This is a genomic window from Pseudomonas agarici (genome assembly GCF_900109755.1).
Taxonomy (GTDB): domain Bacteria; phylum Pseudomonadota; class Gammaproteobacteria; order Pseudomonadales; family Pseudomonadaceae; genus Aquipseudomonas; species Aquipseudomonas agarici.
Window position 1 is genome coordinate 109,740 of the sequence record NZ_FOAR01000008.1, and the last position, 17,727, is coordinate 127,466.

Sequence of the window (17,727 nt, forward strand, 5' to 3'; positions counted from 1 at the left end):
AGCTACAGCCTTCTTTGCCCGCGAGCTGAAGTGACCTACCACCTGGTTCAGCAGTTGCAACAGAAGGCTTATTCGGTGGCTCACGTCTGTCGGGTACTGGGCGTCAGTCGATCTGGCTTTTACGAAGCCCGTAAACGTGCCGAGGCGCCCGTATCGATTTGCCCCGTCACGGTACAGCTCAAGGCCTCGTTTAGCGAAAGTGGCGGTTGTTACGGCAGTCGTCCGTTGCGCAAAGCCCTGCACGCCAAGGGGATGCAGATAGGTCTTTATAAAATCCGCCGCTTGATGCGAGCCAACGGCTTGCGTTCGGCCTGGAAGCGTAAATTTGTGCACACCACGCATAGCAATCATGATTTACCGGTTGCAGAGAATGTACTGAATCGTCAGTTCGAGCCCGAGGCGGCGAACAAGGCGTGGGTGGCGGATGTGACCTACATCCGGACCCGCAGTGGCTGGCTGTACCTGGCCGTGGTGCTGGACTTGTTCTCGCGTAAGATCGTGGGCTGGTCCATGGCCCCAAACATGCCTGCCGAGCTGGTATGCAACGCCATGCAACTGGCTATTGCCCAGCGCCAGCCGGCACCGGGACTGATCGCCCACTCGGACAGGGGGAGTCAGTATGCAAGCACGAGCTACAGAGCGCTGCTGGAACGAAATGGCATGCAGCAGAGCATGAGTCGCAAAGGAAATTGTTGGGACAATTCCGTGATGGAGCGTTTCTTCCTGAGCCTGAAAATGGAACGTGTATGGCGCCGTGACTACGCCAACCATGGCGAGGCCATACGTGACATCACCGAGTACATCGTTGGATTTTACAACAACGAACGGCTGCACTCGAAACTGGGGTATCTGCCACCGACCGTTTACGAGCGGGCGATGGCATCGAAATTACCTATCGAGGTGTCCGGAATTAGTTGACCACTACAGACAGGTTTAACGGAGGGTACTGATCAGATACGCCCCCAGAACCCGTTTAGAGCAAAGCTTCGTTCGTCAAAAAGGCGATCACCAGAGCAAAAATTTATGGTCTGATCGAAACTGTGAGTGTCAACGCTCAGAAGACAGATACGTGCTAATGTCACGTACTGGAATAGCTGTCGCCGACGACAGCGCTTAATGATTTCGAAGTACTACTGTCGTAGAACCGTTTATCGGATATACAATAGTAAGCGAAAATTCCCCATGTTGTTAGCGGGTTTGTAGTACCCCACATTGGTGGAGATTTCATCTAACCCCTATGCAGTCACATTGCTGATAAACCCCTTAAGCTGATCGCGGAGACGATTAAGTTATGTTTAAAAAAGAATATTTTGTACATGAGAGAGCAATTTGCGAGTCAAAAAATATAGGAGGAGGCACTAACATATGGGCATTTTCGCATATTTTAAAAAATGCCGTTATTGGTAGCGAATGCAACATTTGCGACCATGTTTTTATAGAAAACGATGTATTAATTGGAAACAGAGTTACGATAAAGTGTGGCGTTCAAATATGGGACGGTATAACCATAGAGGATGACGTATTTATTGGTCCCAATGTAACCTTTACAAATGATATGTTTCCAAGAAGCAAAATTTATCCCGAAAAATTTCTTCGCATAACTGTAAAAAAAGGGGCATCTCTTGGTGCAAATTGCACCATCTTGCCCGGAATTATCATCGGAAAAAATTCGATGGTTGGCGCCGGCTCAGTCGTTACTAAAAATGTGCCTGATAACACCTTAGTATTTGGTAATCCTGCAAAGAAAATTCGATTAGTTTCGGATTCAAACAGATTAGATATAGATTAATATTTGTTTTTTTTGGTTAGACGCTAAAAAAATGATAGATATTTTTTCTGCGCCCGATGCGGGCGCGATTTTTTGGATAAAACCTTCCCGCGAACTGATCACAGCGAACGGATAAAGGCACAGTTAAATGAGACTAATCAAGTATCCGGAAGAAGTATGAGTTGATGCACGAGATTTGCATATGCGTTGTAGTTCCCATTTACTCCATGAGCACGGCACTTTTTTGGCGACTAGCTCCAGGGCAGCAATGCTTAGCAAGAGTAAAATAACGCGTCGAATCGGCTAATAGAGGGAACTCCAATTAGTGGGAATATCAATCAGACCACCTCTCTGCGTATAGTGCTGAAAAATCAGTAAGAAAAAAGATATCAAAAAAGTGAATTAAAAAATAAAAAAATATTAATTTTTATTTCATCCCACGACTACAACAATTGTGTTGCTAGCGAATTTTTTTGAACGACAAAGCGGCTTCTCCAAGAGACTCATCTACAGACTTCGGTGGTGACCAGCCAAGGATATCGAGATTTTTTTTAATATCAACCTGTAAAGATGAACAAAGACGACGAGCAACGTCACGCCGTCCTAGCAATGTTGCACCTAAAACAAACAACGACTGAGGAATAGGCAATAATCGTGCTGGGGAATCTAGCGCTAGACCTAATCTCTTTAGCAGCTCCGTCGTAGACATATCGTCATCATCGCTAACCAAAAATATCTCATTGGCAGCCGCAGGATGCACAATACAGGTAAATATTAAATCAACAAGATTATCTAGCGCCACCAAACTACGCTTATTATTAATACATCCCAACGGTAGTGGCAGCCTCCTATTCAGCCAATTCATCATCCGATGAAAATTCGCCTTAACACCTGGCCCATATATTAATACAGGTCGAATAATTACTACCTCCATGCCCGTTCTCAGTGCTATATCTCGAAGACCTGTCTCAGCCTCCATTTTTGAAATTCCGTAGGGGTCAATTGGATTCGGTAAATCATCCGCAAAAAAAGGTCTACCAGGAAAAGTGCTTTCTCCATTTACCTTGATCGAACTGATAAAGATAAATCGTCGAACTCCAGCAGCGGCAGCCTGACGGGCTATTTCTAACGTCCCGTCGACATTAATTTTCCGGAACACCGCAAGCGGATCGATCGAAGACTCACTCATAACATGAACGCGCGCAGCTGCATGAATCACACAATCGCATTCACGTGGAAAAAACTCAACACCGAAAACTGTATCGGGCAATGATGAAATCACCGTAACCTTTTTTGGAAAACTAATATCCTTTCGTCGAATTAGAGCTAGGACCTCAAATTTATTAGACGCCAACAATCTGTCTATCAAAGCGCTGCCGACGAATCCAGATCCCCCAGTAATCAGTACCTTTGCCTTCCCAGTCATACATTAAGCGCCAGGTAACGGTAAATATCTAAGTGCTGCTGAACTATTTTTTCAATTGAAAATTCACGTTCGGCTAATAATCGCCCTGCGTTACCCATTTTCCGCCGTACAGTAGAGTCAGTGATCAATAACGCCAGAGCCTCGGCAAGAGCCTCGGCGTCCCGGACAGGTACCAATAAGCCTGTCTCCCCCGGTTCGATTGCATCTCTGCAACCAGGCACATCAGTAGTTACAACTGCTCGGCCACAAGCTGCCGCCTCAACGAGCACCTTCGGCAGCCCCTCCCTATACGATGGCAACGTCACGATATGGGCGTTAGCAAATAAATTTGCAATGTCTTTACGAAAACCCAAAATTTGAACGACTCCTTCTTTTTTCCATAATTGCAGTTCATCAAAACTTACTGTTGCGGGATTGCCCGGATCAACATCACCAATCAACTGGAACGTGGCATCGATCTCGCGTGCTCTTAGTAATCGAGCAGCATCAATGTACTCTACGATACCCTTATCGTGCAAAAGCCTGGAGGCCATGCATACGATCGGCGTTCCGGGATTTTCAAAACTGCTCTCATAATGAGACAAATTGACACCCGACCCTCGAATCAAAGCAGTTCGAGCCTCCTTCAACACTCCTAGTGAAATAAGCATATCGCGATCATCCGCGTTCTGAAATATAACTTTTAAATTCCGTTTACCGAATGCAACTTTATAAAGAAAAACTACCAACTTGCGTAGTACCATGGACTTAGTACCACGAGATAAAAATACAAAGCCAAGCCCAGACACTGCCGCAACAACACCACCTACAGGGGCTAAACGAGCAGCAATCCCACCATATAGGACAGGTTTTATGGTGACAAGATGCAACAAGTCTGGCTTTAGCTTCCACAACAACCGCCAGACAAAATACAAGGTCAAAAGTTCTCTCGTTGGACTTTTACCACTTCTCGAAAATGGGAGATCATGATGTAAAAAACCGAGGCCGCGAATAGTATCAACGCCCTCTCCTCCCATACTGGCAATATTAACTATGTAACCGTTTGATCTCGCACTCTGTGCGATTTCAAGACGATGAGATAGAAAAAATCTCGGATCATTTACAACAATCAAAAGAATTTTGCTCATATCTATACACCTAAGATAAAGTCGATTATAACAAATTCAAAAAACTGGCTTTTTTATTTTTTTGTAACGGAACATAAGCGGAATACCGAACAGATATTAACGCTCCAAAGACAAACCAAAAAATCCGTTGATAGAGCACCTCATGAAATAGACTCATCAACACAAAGCAAAAAATCAGTAAAATTGCAGAGTTACTTCGAAGTTTATTTGATCTATCGACAACTAAATGTTTTACGATCAAAAATAATGCAAGTAAAAAACCTACGGCTCCAACTATTCCCGTTTCAGTTAACAACCAAAAAATTGTGTTGTGAATAATTATGGGAAACCCAATCAGCTCAGGACTCCTCATGAAAAAATAGCCCAATCCTTGTCCAAAAATGGGGGAATCCAACCACTCCATGATAGACTGCTTAATTAGCGACCATCTAACTAGATCACTCGGTGCCTCAGAAAATCCTGATTGAACCTGAATAGGGAGAGCCGCATAATCTGAGTCAGCCAAGTTCGGAAAACATAAAACTATCAGCCATATCGAGACACTAATAATCAATGCCTTCAAAATAATTTTAAAATCTGCCATCCCAGTAAGGCATGAAAATACGAGTAACAGGAACATAACAGCGATACCCGATCGCGATGATGTATAGTATAAACCTACGATCATCAACCCCAGAACCGAAGTCAAGAGAAATTCACAACTAATACGAGGAAAAAACTTTAAATTTTTATTCTTGTACATCGGAAGCAAACCAATGAACGCGGCAAAAACGGCTAAAATCTGAAACGCGAGTGCGTTACGATTCCCAGAATAACCTTCGAAAGAGTATGTAAAACCTTTCCAGTCTATGATATTAATAACATGTAAAACTCGAAAAATTATCTGAAAAAGCAAAACAAGACAAAGAACTGTCACCATGACTTCAATTATGCGTCTGCTCCCTCGAGCACCATGATAGGAAGCGGCAAGATAACCCGACGCTAAGAATCCGAGTAAAACCAGCCAACCAAAAATCTTGCTGACTGCCCAAGAACTACTTGAAAACTTTAACCATCCATGAAAAAAAGCCACAACCAAGATACTCGACATCAACAATAACAGAGCGTTGAAATGAGGCACATACCAAAGAGGAAGTCTTCGTTTAAAAAAAGAATTTAACAACACAACTGATAACGCCAAAACCGCAAAAGGATCGGCGAGATTTACGTTTATTGTTGAACTACCGACGGTTACATGAACTTGAAAAAGAATCAGTAACGAAACTGAAAAGCACAAAATCCAGGCGGCTGCGGACTCAATGTTGATATTGCTATCTGTTGTACGATAGGAGTTAATCGATTCTGACCACACATTGCTACCTGCAACAACTCGACTACCTATTAATGCAAATGGAGCGACAAAAATAATCGCACCGATAGATAGGATCCCACACAAGATAGATGCAGCTAAGGCCTTATCAGAGCTAACACCTAAATGGCCTAAAATGTATATAGATGATGCTTCACGCAACCCCCAGCCACCAAAACTTACTGGCAACCCAGCAACAAATGAAACAACAGCTGCCGCCGAAAAAATTGATAACCAATCTGCGTTGGGTGCTATAAAATGGAAAAGCGCCGAAAAACTACTGAGCATTAATAGAGAACTAAAAAGAGTAATCAGTATAAGTTCTATAAACCGTACAAGATTTTTCAGTGAAAATAGAGCCTGATAAAGAGATAACTCAAAACGACTAATTGAAAAAAATAATGTAAAAAAAATAGCGATCAATATTATTGGAAGTATTTCACTGAAAGGAATTAGAACAGCATAGTCCCTGACTATATTTCCCAGCAAATAAACTCCTCCAATAAACGCAAGCACCGCGCTGATACCACCAACCAAAACACGTTCGTAGGCAGCAATAACAGCATTTTCGACAGCACTAACTCCGGCTTTTTGTAAAACTGCTTGGCGACCTGCTACTTGGCCAAATAATGGGATTATCAATAAAGACGCGATATTAGCGGCTGTACTTGCACGAAACACAAGACTCCAAGGTAAGCGAAATCCGACACACGACAGAATACGCCAATAGCGATAAATAACTACCAACACATTCGCCATAATCATTAAAAACACCCCTACGTTCAGCAGCAGAGGAAATTCCTTTAATTGAGTATATATTTCTTCTGGACCGAAATGGCCAAACAAGCAAACAATCAATAACAATGAAATAAGAAAAACAATATAACGTCTATTTTTTTTAAAGATTTTCATATTCATCCCTTAATCATATTTCAAGCTATCTCGCCAAAATCATTAAAATATCCGCCTCTTACTTGTCCCCTATAAGCATAAGCTACCCTATGCTTGTTCATCCAACCAAGCCTGAAACATCAGAATACTCCAAAGATGGTACTGCCAGTTTCGCTGCCCACTGAGATGCTCACTCCATAATCTGCGGATGGGCCCTGGATAAAAATAACCCTCATCGCGCAGACGTGTTTCATTTAATAGACTTTCAGCCCATTCACGTAGTGGGCCTCGTAACCAACTGTCTAACGGGATAGAAAACCCTTGCTTTGGTCGCTCAATAAGTTCTTTCGGAACATGACGATATAATACTTGGCGAAGTAACCACTTACCTTGACCATCGCGTATTTTTAGATCCTGAGGCATCCGCCAAGCAAGCTCAACAATGCGATGATCGATAAGCGGTGTCCGTGTCTCGAGGCCGACTGACATCGCTGCGCGATCAACCTTCACCAAAATATCGTCAGCCATATAAGATTGCGCATCCATAGCCATCATCCACTGTTCGAAGCTATCGGTTTTGGGCCAAGCATCTGAGTTTGTGAGCAATGTCTCAGGCTCAACAGCGTCGATGACAATTTGAGCAGGATTCTTCCAATGGCTAGTAAGATGATGGAAAAAGTCATACTCAGATGAAAGTTCTAATATATTAGCGAGTTTATGCATTTTATCTCCTACAGAGGAGAATTTCAGATGGCGAGGTAATATCGGCTTTACTAAAGCAAATAATGAATCCCAATGAGCTGGAGACAAACATAGAAGTAGTTTGGAGAATGTAGTGCGGACAATCCTAGGCATTGCATGCATTTTACTCCACACCTTTCTGGCGACAAGATAGCGATTGTAGCCGCCAAATAGTTCATCTCCGCCGTCACCACTGAGAGCGACCTTTACCTTGGTCCCCGCCATGCGGCTAACCAAGTACGTAGGAATTTGCGAGCTATCACCAAAAGGCTCACAATACATGGATGGAAGAAGTGAAACTATCGATAGTGCATCTTCCGATCGAACATATAATTCTGAGTGATGAGTACCTAGATATTGAGCAACTACCTTAGCATGCTCGGCCTCGTTATAACCTGCTTCATTAAATCCAATTGTAAATGTCCGTATAGGTTCATTACTCTGCGCTTGCATGAGAGCAACAATTGTACTGCTATCAATTCCGCCACTCAGAAACGCCCCCAATGGAACATCGGCGACCATCTGTTGTTTTATGCTTGACGATAATCGTTCCTCAAGCATATCCACCGCTTCCTGTTGCGTGCCGTGGAAAGGTTCAGCCAAACCACGAGTGACCGCTTCATTCAGCGACCAATAGACCCTTGGCTCGGCTGATTTAGCAGTCACAACATTTTCTAGAGACAACGATAAGTAGTGCCCCGGGCGTAGCTTATAAATACCGTTATAAATACTATATGGTGCAGGAACGCAATTATGTCGTAAAAATAGAGCCAGTGAATTTCTATTAACTTCAGCCTTAAACCCAGGAAAAGCTTTGATCGATTTGAGCTCGGAAGCAAATAGTAGCGTTTCATCTTGCCAACCGTAGTATAGTGGTTTTTCGCCTATCCGATCACGGGCCAGGGTTAACAATTTTTCCTGGCGATCCCAGAAAGCGAAAGCAAACATACCAACAACAGCTCTAAGCGTTCGCTCAACCCCCCAATGTATTAAACAAGCAAGCAAAACCTCTGTATCTGAATGACCGCGCCATTCCACTCGATATGTATCGGCATCAATTTCTTTTCTAAGTTCTTCATGGTTATAAATTTCACCATTAAAAACGATAACGAACCGCTCGCAATCCGAAAGCATGGGCTGCTTACCTGCGGGTGTAAGGTCGACGATTGCCAGTCGCCGATGACCAAGCGCTGCTCCGGCAGATGTATCTACCCATATTTCCGCTGCATCAGGACCTCGATGAGCGATTTTGTTGTTCATACGAGTGATAATTGGTCCCAGCTCCATCCCCGGGCGAGCACAAAAAATACCGACTAGGCCACACATCAACTATTATCCTTACTTTTGTACAGTCGCTCATAGCAGCTTCTGAAATTGGATTCTGGTGGAGTGCTTTTGGGTCTTTTTCCAATTTTTTACTAGAGACTACTCCAATCATACTCTATCACTTTAGCTTATCAGTCAGCACCTGTGTCCCTCTGACATCCCCCCTCAGCACCGCTCGTTGGCACATCTGTCGATAATAAGGGTTTCTACACCATTCGAAAAATAGAGCCAAACTCATCCGAACACCATTTTTTATGAAAAAACTGCCAATACACTTTAATAAGAAACCAAACAGAATCGGGATAGATTCTAGGAAAAACTAATTCTTACAAATCAAAAACAGATCAACTTTAATCTATTGCCTATTAGGCTGCTATGTTTACTCACGCATTATAACTCAACGAAAAATTTTTAAGATACGCCTAACTCTTATTCTAAAAAATACAAAAGGCGATAAAATATTAACAGAAAGAGCCTGTCTCAACAAATAAAATGCTTTCTTATAATCATGCAGTACCAAAAATTTTATAAAAAAAGCAAAAATCCTTTCAGACTCAGCTTGCGTAACACCAGTTGCCAAAGACGGATATTTTTCTTTAATTATATTTAAACTGAGCATAACTTCTTGATATTGTTGATTTAAATATGCGCTACCCGTTATGTTATTTCCATGCCTACGGTATCGAGCAAATACTCCATCAAGATATTTTATACCCCCCCCTCCACTCATTAATATCTCAATATACCATAACCAATCGGAAGCAAATTTTATGCGTTCATCACACATTGGTAAATTACGATTTCTTACAGCAACCGAACAACCGCAATTAAATGCCCCACGCTCAACTAAAACAGATGCTCCTCCCTCTTGCCTTCCATGGACATTATTATAATAATAAAGTGTACGATCCGATTCAGAATCAAAAACTTCTACATCATGATATGAAATTGAAATACTCGGATCATTTAACATATGTTTAACTTGAGCAGAAATTTTTCCGGGCAAAAAAATGTCATCGCCACCTAACAAAAAAATGATTTCACCTGTACACCGAGATAGACAAGCATTGAAGTTTTTTGTTATTCCGCGATTTTCATTTGAAAAAATCTTATCAAATTTAAGTCTCGATTTTTTTTCAAAAAATTCAATCAACGCACACGTTGAATCATCAGAAGCATCATCACCAATTACAACTTGTATATTTAAAAAATCTTGCTCTTCAACTGACTCAAGAGCAGAAACTATAAAATCCTCATGATTATAGGTCAGAACAATTACAGAAACTTCAATACTACTCATAAACCAACTCTCTTCAGCACAAATCTAAAAATTTTTTTTGTTGGTACACCAAAACAAACACTAGCCAAAAAAAAGCGAACTGCATCGACATACTTTCCGTCCCTGAACAAAGCCGCGGCGTGTGAGGATAACGTATTAGATATTGATTTTCTTCGAAGTTTTGGGCTTTCTTCCTTCAAAAATATAAAGGGGATTTCCAAACGCATGGGTAATGTATCCCAATACTTTGAGTGTGTATTATCCTCATGAACTCGATACTGAAATGTAGTCCGATCAATGAAGCCCACTTTACATTTTTTTAATAGATACAAGAGAACAACCCAATCATCGGATTTAAATTTTTTTCTTAAGCTAGATACCTCCCGCATTATCTTTAGTTTAAGCATAGCCGACTGTAACAGCGGCCCAGAGGTATCATCCACTGCAGAAAACTCATAAGCCGTTCCTGCATTCAACTCAGCTTCAAATTCACATAGATTCTGTTGACCAATCACATCTCCTTTTATATTTATAATTTCGCCCTTCGAGTAAACACAATCAAAATCGTTATCCGACAAATATTCTACTTGCTCTCGTAGCTTATTCGGCAACATGATATCATCTGATGCAATAATCGATATATACTCTCCAGAACAATATTTTAACGCACAATCAATAGAATGATTTAGCCCGCCATTAGTTTCTTTCTCTATAAAAATAAAATTATATTTTTCTTTTAGCTTTATAATTTTCGAGACGCTATCATCGGAAGAACAATCATCTACTACAATCAGTTCAAAATTTTCCTTAGCTATATCTTGCAAAAAAATCGATTCTATTGTTTTACAAACAAATTCAGAATGATTATAAGATGGGACGACCACACTAACTTTCATAAAGAATCACCATTCAGAGTAGCGGCATTTTTTGACCTAAACCAAAAAAAGAAATACACCATTAATGTAATTAAATATAGTAAATAATTTATCGCATATGCAATGACAACCCCTTTGTCTCCAAATCGAAGAGAAAAAGCAACAGTCAAAAAATAGAATCCAAAGGAAAAAACGATTTCAGTAAAAATAAATGTTATTACTAATGCTCTGGCCCATAAAAGAAAGCCAAGAATCCAACTTATAATTTTTAATGTATCCCCTACTATCTGCCATGCCACAAGGTCTTCTACAGGAGAAAACCCTTTTGAAAATAGCAAAACAATCAGCCATTCCTTAAGAGCAAAAACGCAGCCTCCTCCTATTGTTGCTATGGGAACAACAAAGAAAAGGGCTTTCAAAACCTCTTGCTGGAGTTCACTAGAAGCTTTAATCTCGGAATAACGAGGTAAAAAATACAAACTCAGCGTAGTTGTAACCAACATCAGATAGGCGCCACTCATTCTGGTAAGTGCCTCCCAATATCCGGCAAACTCTGATCCATAATTTTTTATTAGAAACCATCTTACCAGCATCGCCGATAAAGGTACGCAGGACGCAGAAACTGCAACCATCAATGAATACTTAGAAAGTTTCAATAAGGAAGGTGGGTCAATCACCCCAAATAAATGATTAAATTTAAACCAGCTCGTTCTATAACAAATATAAGCAGTTACTATAAACGCCACTGATTGGTAAATAGATAATGAAACCAGTGCACCATATAGACCAAACTTCACCGATAGAATAACTGTAATTAAAAAACTTAAGACACTCCCAAAAATATTCGCTAGGACATATAGTTGAATCTCCTTTTTCCCATTAAGAATAGCTAGCATTAGTGCGTTCAATACAAAAAAAATCAATCCCCCAGAAAGCCAATAAAAAATCTGATAATATGTCTCATTGTGCAGGAGATTTTTTGCCAAAAATTTTGCAAAAAAAGATATACCCAGCGCGACAAAACAAGAACCGACAAAAGAGATGGTTCCTGCAGTAGTCCATATTTTTTTTTGTTTATCTTCATCATCATAAAATTCAGCAGTATATTTAGTAACACCTATATTCATTGAGCCACCCGCAAAGGTAGTTATCATCTGTACTAAATTTTGAAATTGCCCTAGCGCAGCATAACCTGCCGGACCGATATACAAGGCTAGAATCTTATTGATGCCTAACAAAGTAAGCATCTTTATAATAACTGCGATGGAGTTAAGCAGACTTGTCCTGAGCAAGGTCATTATTTTCTATCACCGAAGAACTCGTTACATATGTGTGAAATAGTAAGCGCTTCCTCACTAGAAATAGTTGGTCCTATTGGCAAGCTAATTACAGTTTGATGAATAAATTCCGTGACTGGAAAAGAAAGATCTTTCCACTCACCATAAGCCTTCTGCTGGTGAGGCGGAATCGGGTAATGAATCAACGATTGGACTCCATGCTCCAAGAGATGAGCTCGAAGGGCTTCCCGACGTTCACACCGGATAACAAAAAGATGCCAAACATGCGATTTCAACTTTTCCATTTTGATTTTTTGGAAAAATGGCATGATAATTTCTGGATTGCTAATGTTGTCCAGATATATTTGAGCAATCTCGCGGCGATGATTTGTCTGCTCATCCAGATATTTTAATTTAACATGTAACATTGCTGCCTGAATCTCATCCAAGCGACTATTCAAACCTCTATAAAGGTTATGATAACGCTCATGAGAACCATAATTGCGAAGCGCTTGGAGCGTCTTCGCCAACTCTCCATCACTCGTAACAATTGCTCCCGCATCACCTAGGGCACCGAGATTTTTTCCTGGATAAAAACTGAAACCCGCAGCATCGCCCCAACTGCCCGCTTTTCGCCCATCAAGGCTTGCCCCATGAGCCTGCGCGGCGTCCTCAAGAATAAGTAGGCCATGAACTCTTGCGATATCACATAACTCTGGCATACAGGCTAGCTGGCCATAAAGATGCACTACAAGTATTGCCTTTGTTTTATCGGTTAACGCTGCTCTCGTACTCACAGGACACAAATTAAAAGTATCCTTATCTGGTTCAACCAATACAGGTTTCAGATTATTTTCGGTAATAGCTAGAATACTAGCGATGTATGTATTGGCAGGAACAATGACTTCATCACCATCTTGGAGTTTCCCTAGTTCTTTCCATGCGCGCAACGTTAGAATCAACGCATCAAGCCCATTAGCTACACCAATGCAATGCTCAACTCCACAATACTCGGCAAAACCTGCCTCAAACTTTGACAGTTCACCACCACCAATATACCAACCGGAGTCGATCACTCGAGTGCAAGCTTCAATAAGTTCATCTCGAATCAACGAATTTATTTTTTTTAGATCTAGAAACGGAATCATTATATGATCACTCAAACTATTAATATTCAAAGCTCAGAGAAACAACCTTCAATCCTATAAATCTATAGAAATCCCTAACCAATATATTTTACCCAATTAAAATATATCAGCTGACAATAACTTTTCTCACTTCTTTAACAAACTCAGAATAATTTCTAATATAATCCATTTCATTATAGTGTTCGCTAGCAAGAACCAACAATACACAATCCTCACTAAAGTTATGCATTTCCCTCCAGATCAAATCACCGATAATTAGACCTTTCGTAGGAGAGTCCAAATTTGCCTTTTCACGAGAAACACCATTATCCAAAACAATCTCACATCTGCCAGTTACGCAGACGGCAACTTGCTTGAGTTTCCGATGTGCATGAAAACCGCGAGACACACCCAGCTGTGTACCGAATATATAATAAACCCTCTTGATATCAAAGGGGACTGTGCGTCCTCCCTCAAGGGCAACCAACGACCCACGATCATCCCCTAACGGAGGAAACTCAGCCCACTCTAGAAGACTCATTACATGCCCCTACCCAAAACATTTATGTACCAGGGCATTGCCTTAGCGATACCTTGCTCAATATTAAAAGTCGGGTGATATCCCAGCAGCGACTTTACTTTACTAATATCTGCTTGGGAATGCCTAACATCACCAGCTCGAAAATCCCTATACACAGGGCTTTTCTTATATAGAATGCCATTCTCAGAAAGTTCTTTAACCAATATAGAAAACAGTTGGTTCAAATCCGTTCGACCACTAACAGCAACATTATAAACCTGATTTAGTGCTCCATCGTCCGTCGCAGTGGCGGCCAACAAATTAGCTTGTACTGTATTTTCGATAAAGCAAAAATCCCTGCTAGTTTTCCCATCACCGTTAATAAAAATACTTTCCTCGCTGATCATCGCTGCTGTCCATTTTGGAATAACCGCAGCATAGGCACCTTCAGGGTCCTGGCGCTTTCCAAAGACATTAAAATAGCGAAGCCCAATCGTATTAACTCCATAACAACGAGCAAAAACCTCAGCGTAAAGTTCATTAACATACTTGGTAACGGCATATGGGGAAAGAGGTCTCCCGATAGTATCTTCGATTTTAGGTAATCCTGGATGGTCACCGTAGGTCGAGCTGCTGGCGGCATAGATAAAACTTTTTACTTTTGCATCTTTAGCAGCTATCAGCAAATTCAAAAAACCATCAATATTGGTAGCGTTAGTGCTCACAGGATCATTAAGCGATCGAGGAACAGACCCTAGTGCTGCTTGATGCAAGACATAATCAATATCTACGCATGCCTTGTGACAATCAGATTGCTCGCGAATATCGCCTTTAAAGAAACGTAATCTTGCCCATTGCTCAGGGCTAACAAGACTCTGAACCTCGTCCAGATTACTCTGATATCCTGTTGAAAAGTTATCTAGACCAACTACATATTGATCCGCTAGTAATAATGTTTCTAGTAGATTAGAACCGATAAACCCTGCCACTCCGGTCACTAACCATGTTTTGGGATTTAATGATAAACTTTCAAGCAATTCCTTATAACGAGTCATACAATACCTTAACTTGTCAAATCAATTATCAATTTAACGTCTCACAAACGAAGATCAGACTCATCAGCGCTCAACAGATACTTTAAATCATACAAAACATGGATAGTCTTCCCAAATTGGCGAATCTTGGCAGCTCCGAGCTCTCTAAATTCATCATGGGCAACAGCCAAAATGATACCGTCGTAAGTATTACTATCTGGATTAGTTATAGGAGTAATCCCATACTCACCCTCAGACTCAGATTTACTTACCCATGGGTCGTAAATATCAACGGAAATATTATATTCGGCCAACTCTCTAACGATATCAATCACTCGTGTATTTCTTAGGTCTGGACAGTTTTCCTTAAAAGCAAACCCCATTAATAGAACCCGAGCACCCTCGACGTGAATGCGTCTTTTCAACATTGCCTTGACAAATTGAGATACAACATACCCCCCCATACTATCGTTCAAACGGCGTCCCGCTAGGATTATTTCAGGATGATAACCAATAGACTGAGCCTTATGAGTTAGATAATAAGGATCCACGCCAATACAATGTCCACCTACCAAACCGGGCCGAAAAGGAAGAAAGTTCCACTTGGTACCTGCGGCATTAAGTACAGCTTCAGTATCGATACCCATCTTATTAAAAATGATAGCCAACTCATTGATCAATGCAATGTTCAAATCACGCTGTGTATTTTCAATGACCTTCGCCGCCTCAGCAACCTTGATACTAGAAGCCTTGTGTGTACCTGCAACAACAATCTGGTTATATAAAGCGTCAACGATATTTGCGATGTCTGGTGTCGAACCAGAAGTTACTTTTTTAATTGTTGTGACACGATGCAGCTTATCACCTGGATTTATCCGTTCAGGACTATACCCAGCAAAGAAATCAGTATTGAATTTTAACCCTGAAATCTTCTCCAGTATAGGCACACAAATTTCCTCGGTGGCTCCAGGGTAAACCGTAGACTCATAAATAACTATATCTCCTTCTTTAAGCAGTCGGCCAATGGACTCCGAGGCCTTGATCAAGGGAGTCAAGTCAGGTTGTTTATAATCGTCGATAGGCGTTGGTACGGTAACAACAAAAGTATTGCATGTTGCGATGTTTTTTAGATCGGCGGTATAAGATAGATAAATAGCCTGTTTCAGCTCATCACTACTCACCTCAAGCGTCGAATCATATCCGGTGTTGAGGGCATCAATACGTGACTGGTTGATATCAAATCCGATCACAGAGCGCTGCTTACCGAACTCGACGGCCAGCGGCAGCCCCACATATCCAAGTCCTATAATGGCGAGTTTGATAGCTTCCAAGTTTTGCATAATCAGCGCCCAATCAATCATTTTGAGAAAGTTAAAAATTAAAATTATCTTATTACACTAAATTTTTATCGCCACCACAAGAACAACATAGTGAAATGGTGCACTTACTGCTTCGCCTGATTATCCGCTGCCGCACTGGGTAGAGCTCAAGTGACCTCAAACGGAAACGCATAAATACTGCTGCTTCTCGATAAGGAGCCCCCTTCTTTCGAGGAGGAGAAGCTGCTCTCGTCCCCCTCCCCCACAAATCCTGCGAAGCACAAACTGTCAGATTTAGTCGTTTCTGGATGCCTCGAACACCAAATTTTTCCATTTCCATATGTAAATTTAATAGCAATTCTCATTCCCAAAAATGACATTTCAAAACCCAACTCTTTGATAGCTTGAAATCTGAGTGAAAAATTTAAGATAAAAATATCTAAGCTTTTGATTATACGACTTATCGTCAGAAGATTGTTAAGGAGCCGCTACTGGAGGCTTAGTGGAGGTCTCTCATTCGCTCAAAGAAGAGATCACTATCAGGGCGAGGGAAGGAAGAGTACTAGCGTCAGCATCTCAGGAAATAGACGCCATCAAGGCCCAATAGCTGGAGAAGCAGTCGAGCCTTCAAAAAGCTCCCTTGTATCCCTCAGCAAAATCTAAAGGCGAGGGGCTCCTTCGACAAACCTTCCCTTGGACTAGTCCAAGAGCAGCTTGAATACCAGTTACTAATCGCGACTGAGTCAATAAGCTATCAGAAAGACAGTCGCACCACCTAAATTTCTTCCTCCTCATTCACCCGATCCCTTAACTCCTTCCCCGGCTTGAAATGCGGCACAAACTTGCCATCCAGGCTCACTGATTGCCCGGTCTTGGGATTGCGCCCAACCCGCGGCGCTCGATAATGTAACGAAAAGCTACCGAACCCACGAATTTCGATCCGGTCCCCAGTCGCCAGGCACTGGGACATTTGCTCAAGCATGGTCTTGATGGCCAGCTCGACATCCTTGGATGAAAGCAGCCCCTGATGGGTGACAATTCGTTCGATCAACTCCGACTTCGTCATATTTTTCCCTTCTTTTTCAAGCAGCTAGGAAAAGCGCTTCGAAGGTTTTAGCATGACGGGAGGATTTTGAACAGCCCATAGATTGACTTATCTGCATATCAGATACGTCCAGACCCAGAGGCGCACATCGACTAGTTGCAGGTCACCAGCATCGTTCGGGTGACATAGCCTGCCGGATTCCAGCCAAAGAGATAGTCACCTTCTTCATCCTTGGCATCACTGGACTTGGCGACGACCCTGTAGCCCTGAACCTTGCATTCGCGAGCTGCACGCTTATAGCACTTGTCCCAGCCAGAACCCAATCCCGAGCAGTCGATTTCGATGCCGCTCACACCATGCCTGGCGTGGGTCCTGGCGTGGGTGGTACATCCGGCAAGCAGCACCAGGGCGATTACTGCTATGAACTTGCTCATTCACATCCTTATCAAAGCGATACCTTAAGAAAAAGCTGCAACAACTGACAATGGCTGATCCGGAATATAGATCTTTACGCATTATCAATGTGACCGCAGCAAGTCCGATTTGGTTTCACCTTTGAAACACCCAAATTCCGGCCATAAAAAAGGACGACCGAAGTCGCCCTTTTCAACAGTTAGACAGAAC

Annotated in this window: 14 protein-coding genes and 1 pseudogene; 2 read left to right on the top strand and 13 right to left on the bottom strand. The window is 41.8% G+C overall.

Translation table 11 applies throughout. The features are described 5' to 3' along the window. Both BMX68_RS09895 and BMX68_RS09900 read left to right on the top strand, forming a co-directional pair. Positions 1–918 (top strand): annotated as a pseudogene (locus BMX68_RS09895) (IS3 family transposase); the annotation flags it as partial. Positions 919–1,291: 373 nt separating this feature from the next. Next, positions 1,292–1,789, top strand: a complete 498-nt coding sequence (locus BMX68_RS09900) for an acyltransferase (protein WP_074862084.1) — start codon at positions 1,292–1,294, stop codon at positions 1,787–1,789. Positions 1,790–2,228: 439 nt separating this feature from the next. On the opposite strand, the gene BMX68_RS09905 is transcribed toward BMX68_RS09900, so the two are convergent. The 13 genes from BMX68_RS09905 to BMX68_RS09965 form a co-directional block, all read right to left on the bottom strand. After that, complete coding sequence (locus BMX68_RS09905; protein WP_074862087.1) at positions 2,229–3,194, bottom strand: UDP-glucose 4-epimerase family protein; 966 nt, start codon at positions 3,192–3,194, stop codon at positions 2,229–2,231. Then, the gene (locus BMX68_RS09910) at positions 3,191–4,321 is read right to left on the bottom strand and encodes a glycosyltransferase family 4 protein (protein WP_060782558.1); all 1,131 of its coding nucleotides are present in this window, start codon (positions 4,319–4,321) and stop codon (positions 3,191–3,193) included. The genes BMX68_RS09905 and BMX68_RS09910 overlap by 4 nt, the downstream gene beginning before the upstream one ends. A gap of 25 nt (positions 4,322–4,346) precedes the next feature. Continuing rightward, positions 4,347–6,581 (bottom strand): lysylphosphatidylglycerol synthase domain-containing protein, encoded by a 2,235-nt coding sequence (locus tag BMX68_RS09915; protein ID WP_167375424.1) that lies wholly within the window; start codon positions 6,579–6,581, stop codon positions 4,347–4,349. An 87-nt stretch (positions 6,582–6,668) separates the two neighbouring features. Beyond that, entirely contained in the window at positions 6,669–8,627 is a 1,959-nt protein-coding gene (gene asnB, locus BMX68_RS09920; RefSeq protein WP_074862095.1) for an asparagine synthase (glutamine-hydrolyzing), read from the bottom strand. A gap of 397 nt (positions 8,628–9,024) precedes the next feature. Further along, positions 9,025–9,927 carry a glycosyltransferase gene (locus BMX68_RS09925; RefSeq protein ID WP_074862098.1) on the bottom strand — a complete coding sequence of 301 codons (903 nt, stop codon included), beginning with the start codon at positions 9,925–9,927 and terminating at the stop codon, positions 9,025–9,027. Beyond that, on the bottom strand, positions 9,924–10,802 hold the full coding sequence (locus tag BMX68_RS09930) for a glycosyltransferase family 2 protein (RefSeq protein WP_060782560.1): 879 nt from the start codon (positions 10,800–10,802) through the stop codon (positions 9,924–9,926). The genes BMX68_RS09925 and BMX68_RS09930 overlap by 4 nt, the downstream gene beginning before the upstream one ends. Beyond that, positions 10,799–12,079, bottom strand: a complete 1,281-nt coding sequence (locus BMX68_RS09935; protein ID WP_074862102.1) for an O-antigen translocase — start codon at positions 12,077–12,079, stop codon at positions 10,799–10,801. The genes BMX68_RS09930 and BMX68_RS09935 overlap by 4 nt, the downstream gene beginning before the upstream one ends. After that, entirely contained in the window at positions 12,079–13,206 is a 1,128-nt protein-coding gene (locus BMX68_RS09940) for a DegT/DnrJ/EryC1/StrS family aminotransferase (protein ID WP_074862105.1), read from the bottom strand. The genes BMX68_RS09935 and BMX68_RS09940 overlap by 1 nt, the downstream gene beginning before the upstream one ends. A gap of 106 nt (positions 13,207–13,312) precedes the next feature. Then, entirely contained in the window at positions 13,313–13,726 is a 414-nt protein-coding gene (locus BMX68_RS09945) for a sugar 3,4-ketoisomerase (RefSeq protein ID WP_074862107.1), read from the bottom strand. Then, positions 13,726–14,760, bottom strand: a complete 1,035-nt coding sequence (locus tag BMX68_RS09950) for an NAD-dependent epimerase/dehydratase family protein (RefSeq protein ID WP_060782562.1) — start codon at positions 14,758–14,760, stop codon at positions 13,726–13,728. The genes BMX68_RS09945 and BMX68_RS09950 overlap by 1 nt, the downstream gene beginning before the upstream one ends. 41 nt (positions 14,761–14,801) lie before the next feature. Then, positions 14,802–16,079, bottom strand: coding sequence for a Vi polysaccharide biosynthesis UDP-N-acetylglucosamine C-6 dehydrogenase TviB (gene tviB / locus BMX68_RS09955; protein WP_060783955.1), 1,278 nt, complete (start codon positions 16,077–16,079; stop codon positions 14,802–14,804). A gap of 754 nt (positions 16,080–16,833) precedes the next feature. Continuing rightward, on the bottom strand, positions 16,834–17,124 hold the full coding sequence (gene ihfB, locus BMX68_RS09960; protein WP_017131501.1) for an integration host factor subunit beta: 291 nt from the start codon (positions 17,122–17,124) through the stop codon (positions 16,834–16,836). 131 nt (positions 17,125–17,255) lie between these two features. Further along, positions 17,256–17,537 carry a hypothetical protein gene (locus BMX68_RS09965; RefSeq protein ID WP_017131502.1) on the bottom strand — a complete coding sequence of 94 codons (282 nt, stop codon included), beginning with the start codon at positions 17,535–17,537 and terminating at the stop codon, positions 17,256–17,258. Positions 17,538–17,727: the final 190 nt, after the last annotated feature.

Coding starts and splice junctions, on each gene's coding strand:
- BMX68_RS09900 (WP_074862084.1), top strand. CDS start 1,292: ATGTTTAAAAAAGAATATTTTGTACATGAGAGAGCAATTTGCGAGTCA.
- BMX68_RS09905 (WP_074862087.1), bottom strand. CDS start 3,194: ATGACTGGGAAGGCAAAGGTACTGATTACTGGGGGATCTGGATTCGTC.
- BMX68_RS09910 (WP_060782558.1), bottom strand. CDS start 4,321: ATGAGCAAAATTCTTTTGATTGTTGTAAATGATCCGAGATTTTTTCTA.
- BMX68_RS09915 (WP_167375424.1), bottom strand. CDS start 6,581: ATGAAAATCTTTAAAAAAAATAGACGTTATATTGTTTTTCTTATTTCA.
- asnB (WP_074862095.1), bottom strand. CDS start 8,627: ATGTGTGGCCTAGTCGGTATTTTTTGTGCTCGCCCGGGGATGGAGCTG.
- BMX68_RS09925 (WP_074862098.1), bottom strand. CDS start 9,927: ATGAGTAGTATTGAAGTTTCTGTAATTGTTCTGACCTATAATCATGAG.
- BMX68_RS09930 (WP_060782560.1), bottom strand. CDS start 10,802: ATGAAAGTTAGTGTGGTCGTCCCATCTTATAATCATTCTGAATTTGTT.
- BMX68_RS09935 (WP_074862102.1), bottom strand. CDS start 12,079: ATGACCTTGCTCAGGACAAGTCTGCTTAACTCCATCGCAGTTATTATA.
- BMX68_RS09940 (WP_074862105.1), bottom strand. CDS start 13,206: ATGATTCCGTTTCTAGATCTAAAAAAAATAAATTCGTTGATTCGAGAT.
- BMX68_RS09945 (WP_074862107.1), bottom strand. CDS start 13,726: ATGAGTCTTCTAGAGTGGGCTGAGTTTCCTCCGTTAGGGGATGATCGT.
- BMX68_RS09950 (WP_060782562.1), bottom strand. CDS start 14,760: ATGACTCGTTATAAGGAATTGCTTGAAAGTTTATCATTAAATCCCAAA.
- tviB (WP_060783955.1), bottom strand. CDS start 16,079: ATGCAAAACTTGGAAGCTATCAAACTCGCCATTATAGGACTTGGATAT.
- ihfB (WP_017131501.1), bottom strand. CDS start 17,124: ATGACGAAGTCGGAGTTGATCGAACGAATTGTCACCCATCAGGGGCTG.
- BMX68_RS09965 (WP_017131502.1), bottom strand. CDS start 17,537: ATGAGCAAGTTCATAGCAGTAATCGCCCTGGTGCTGCTTGCCGGATGT.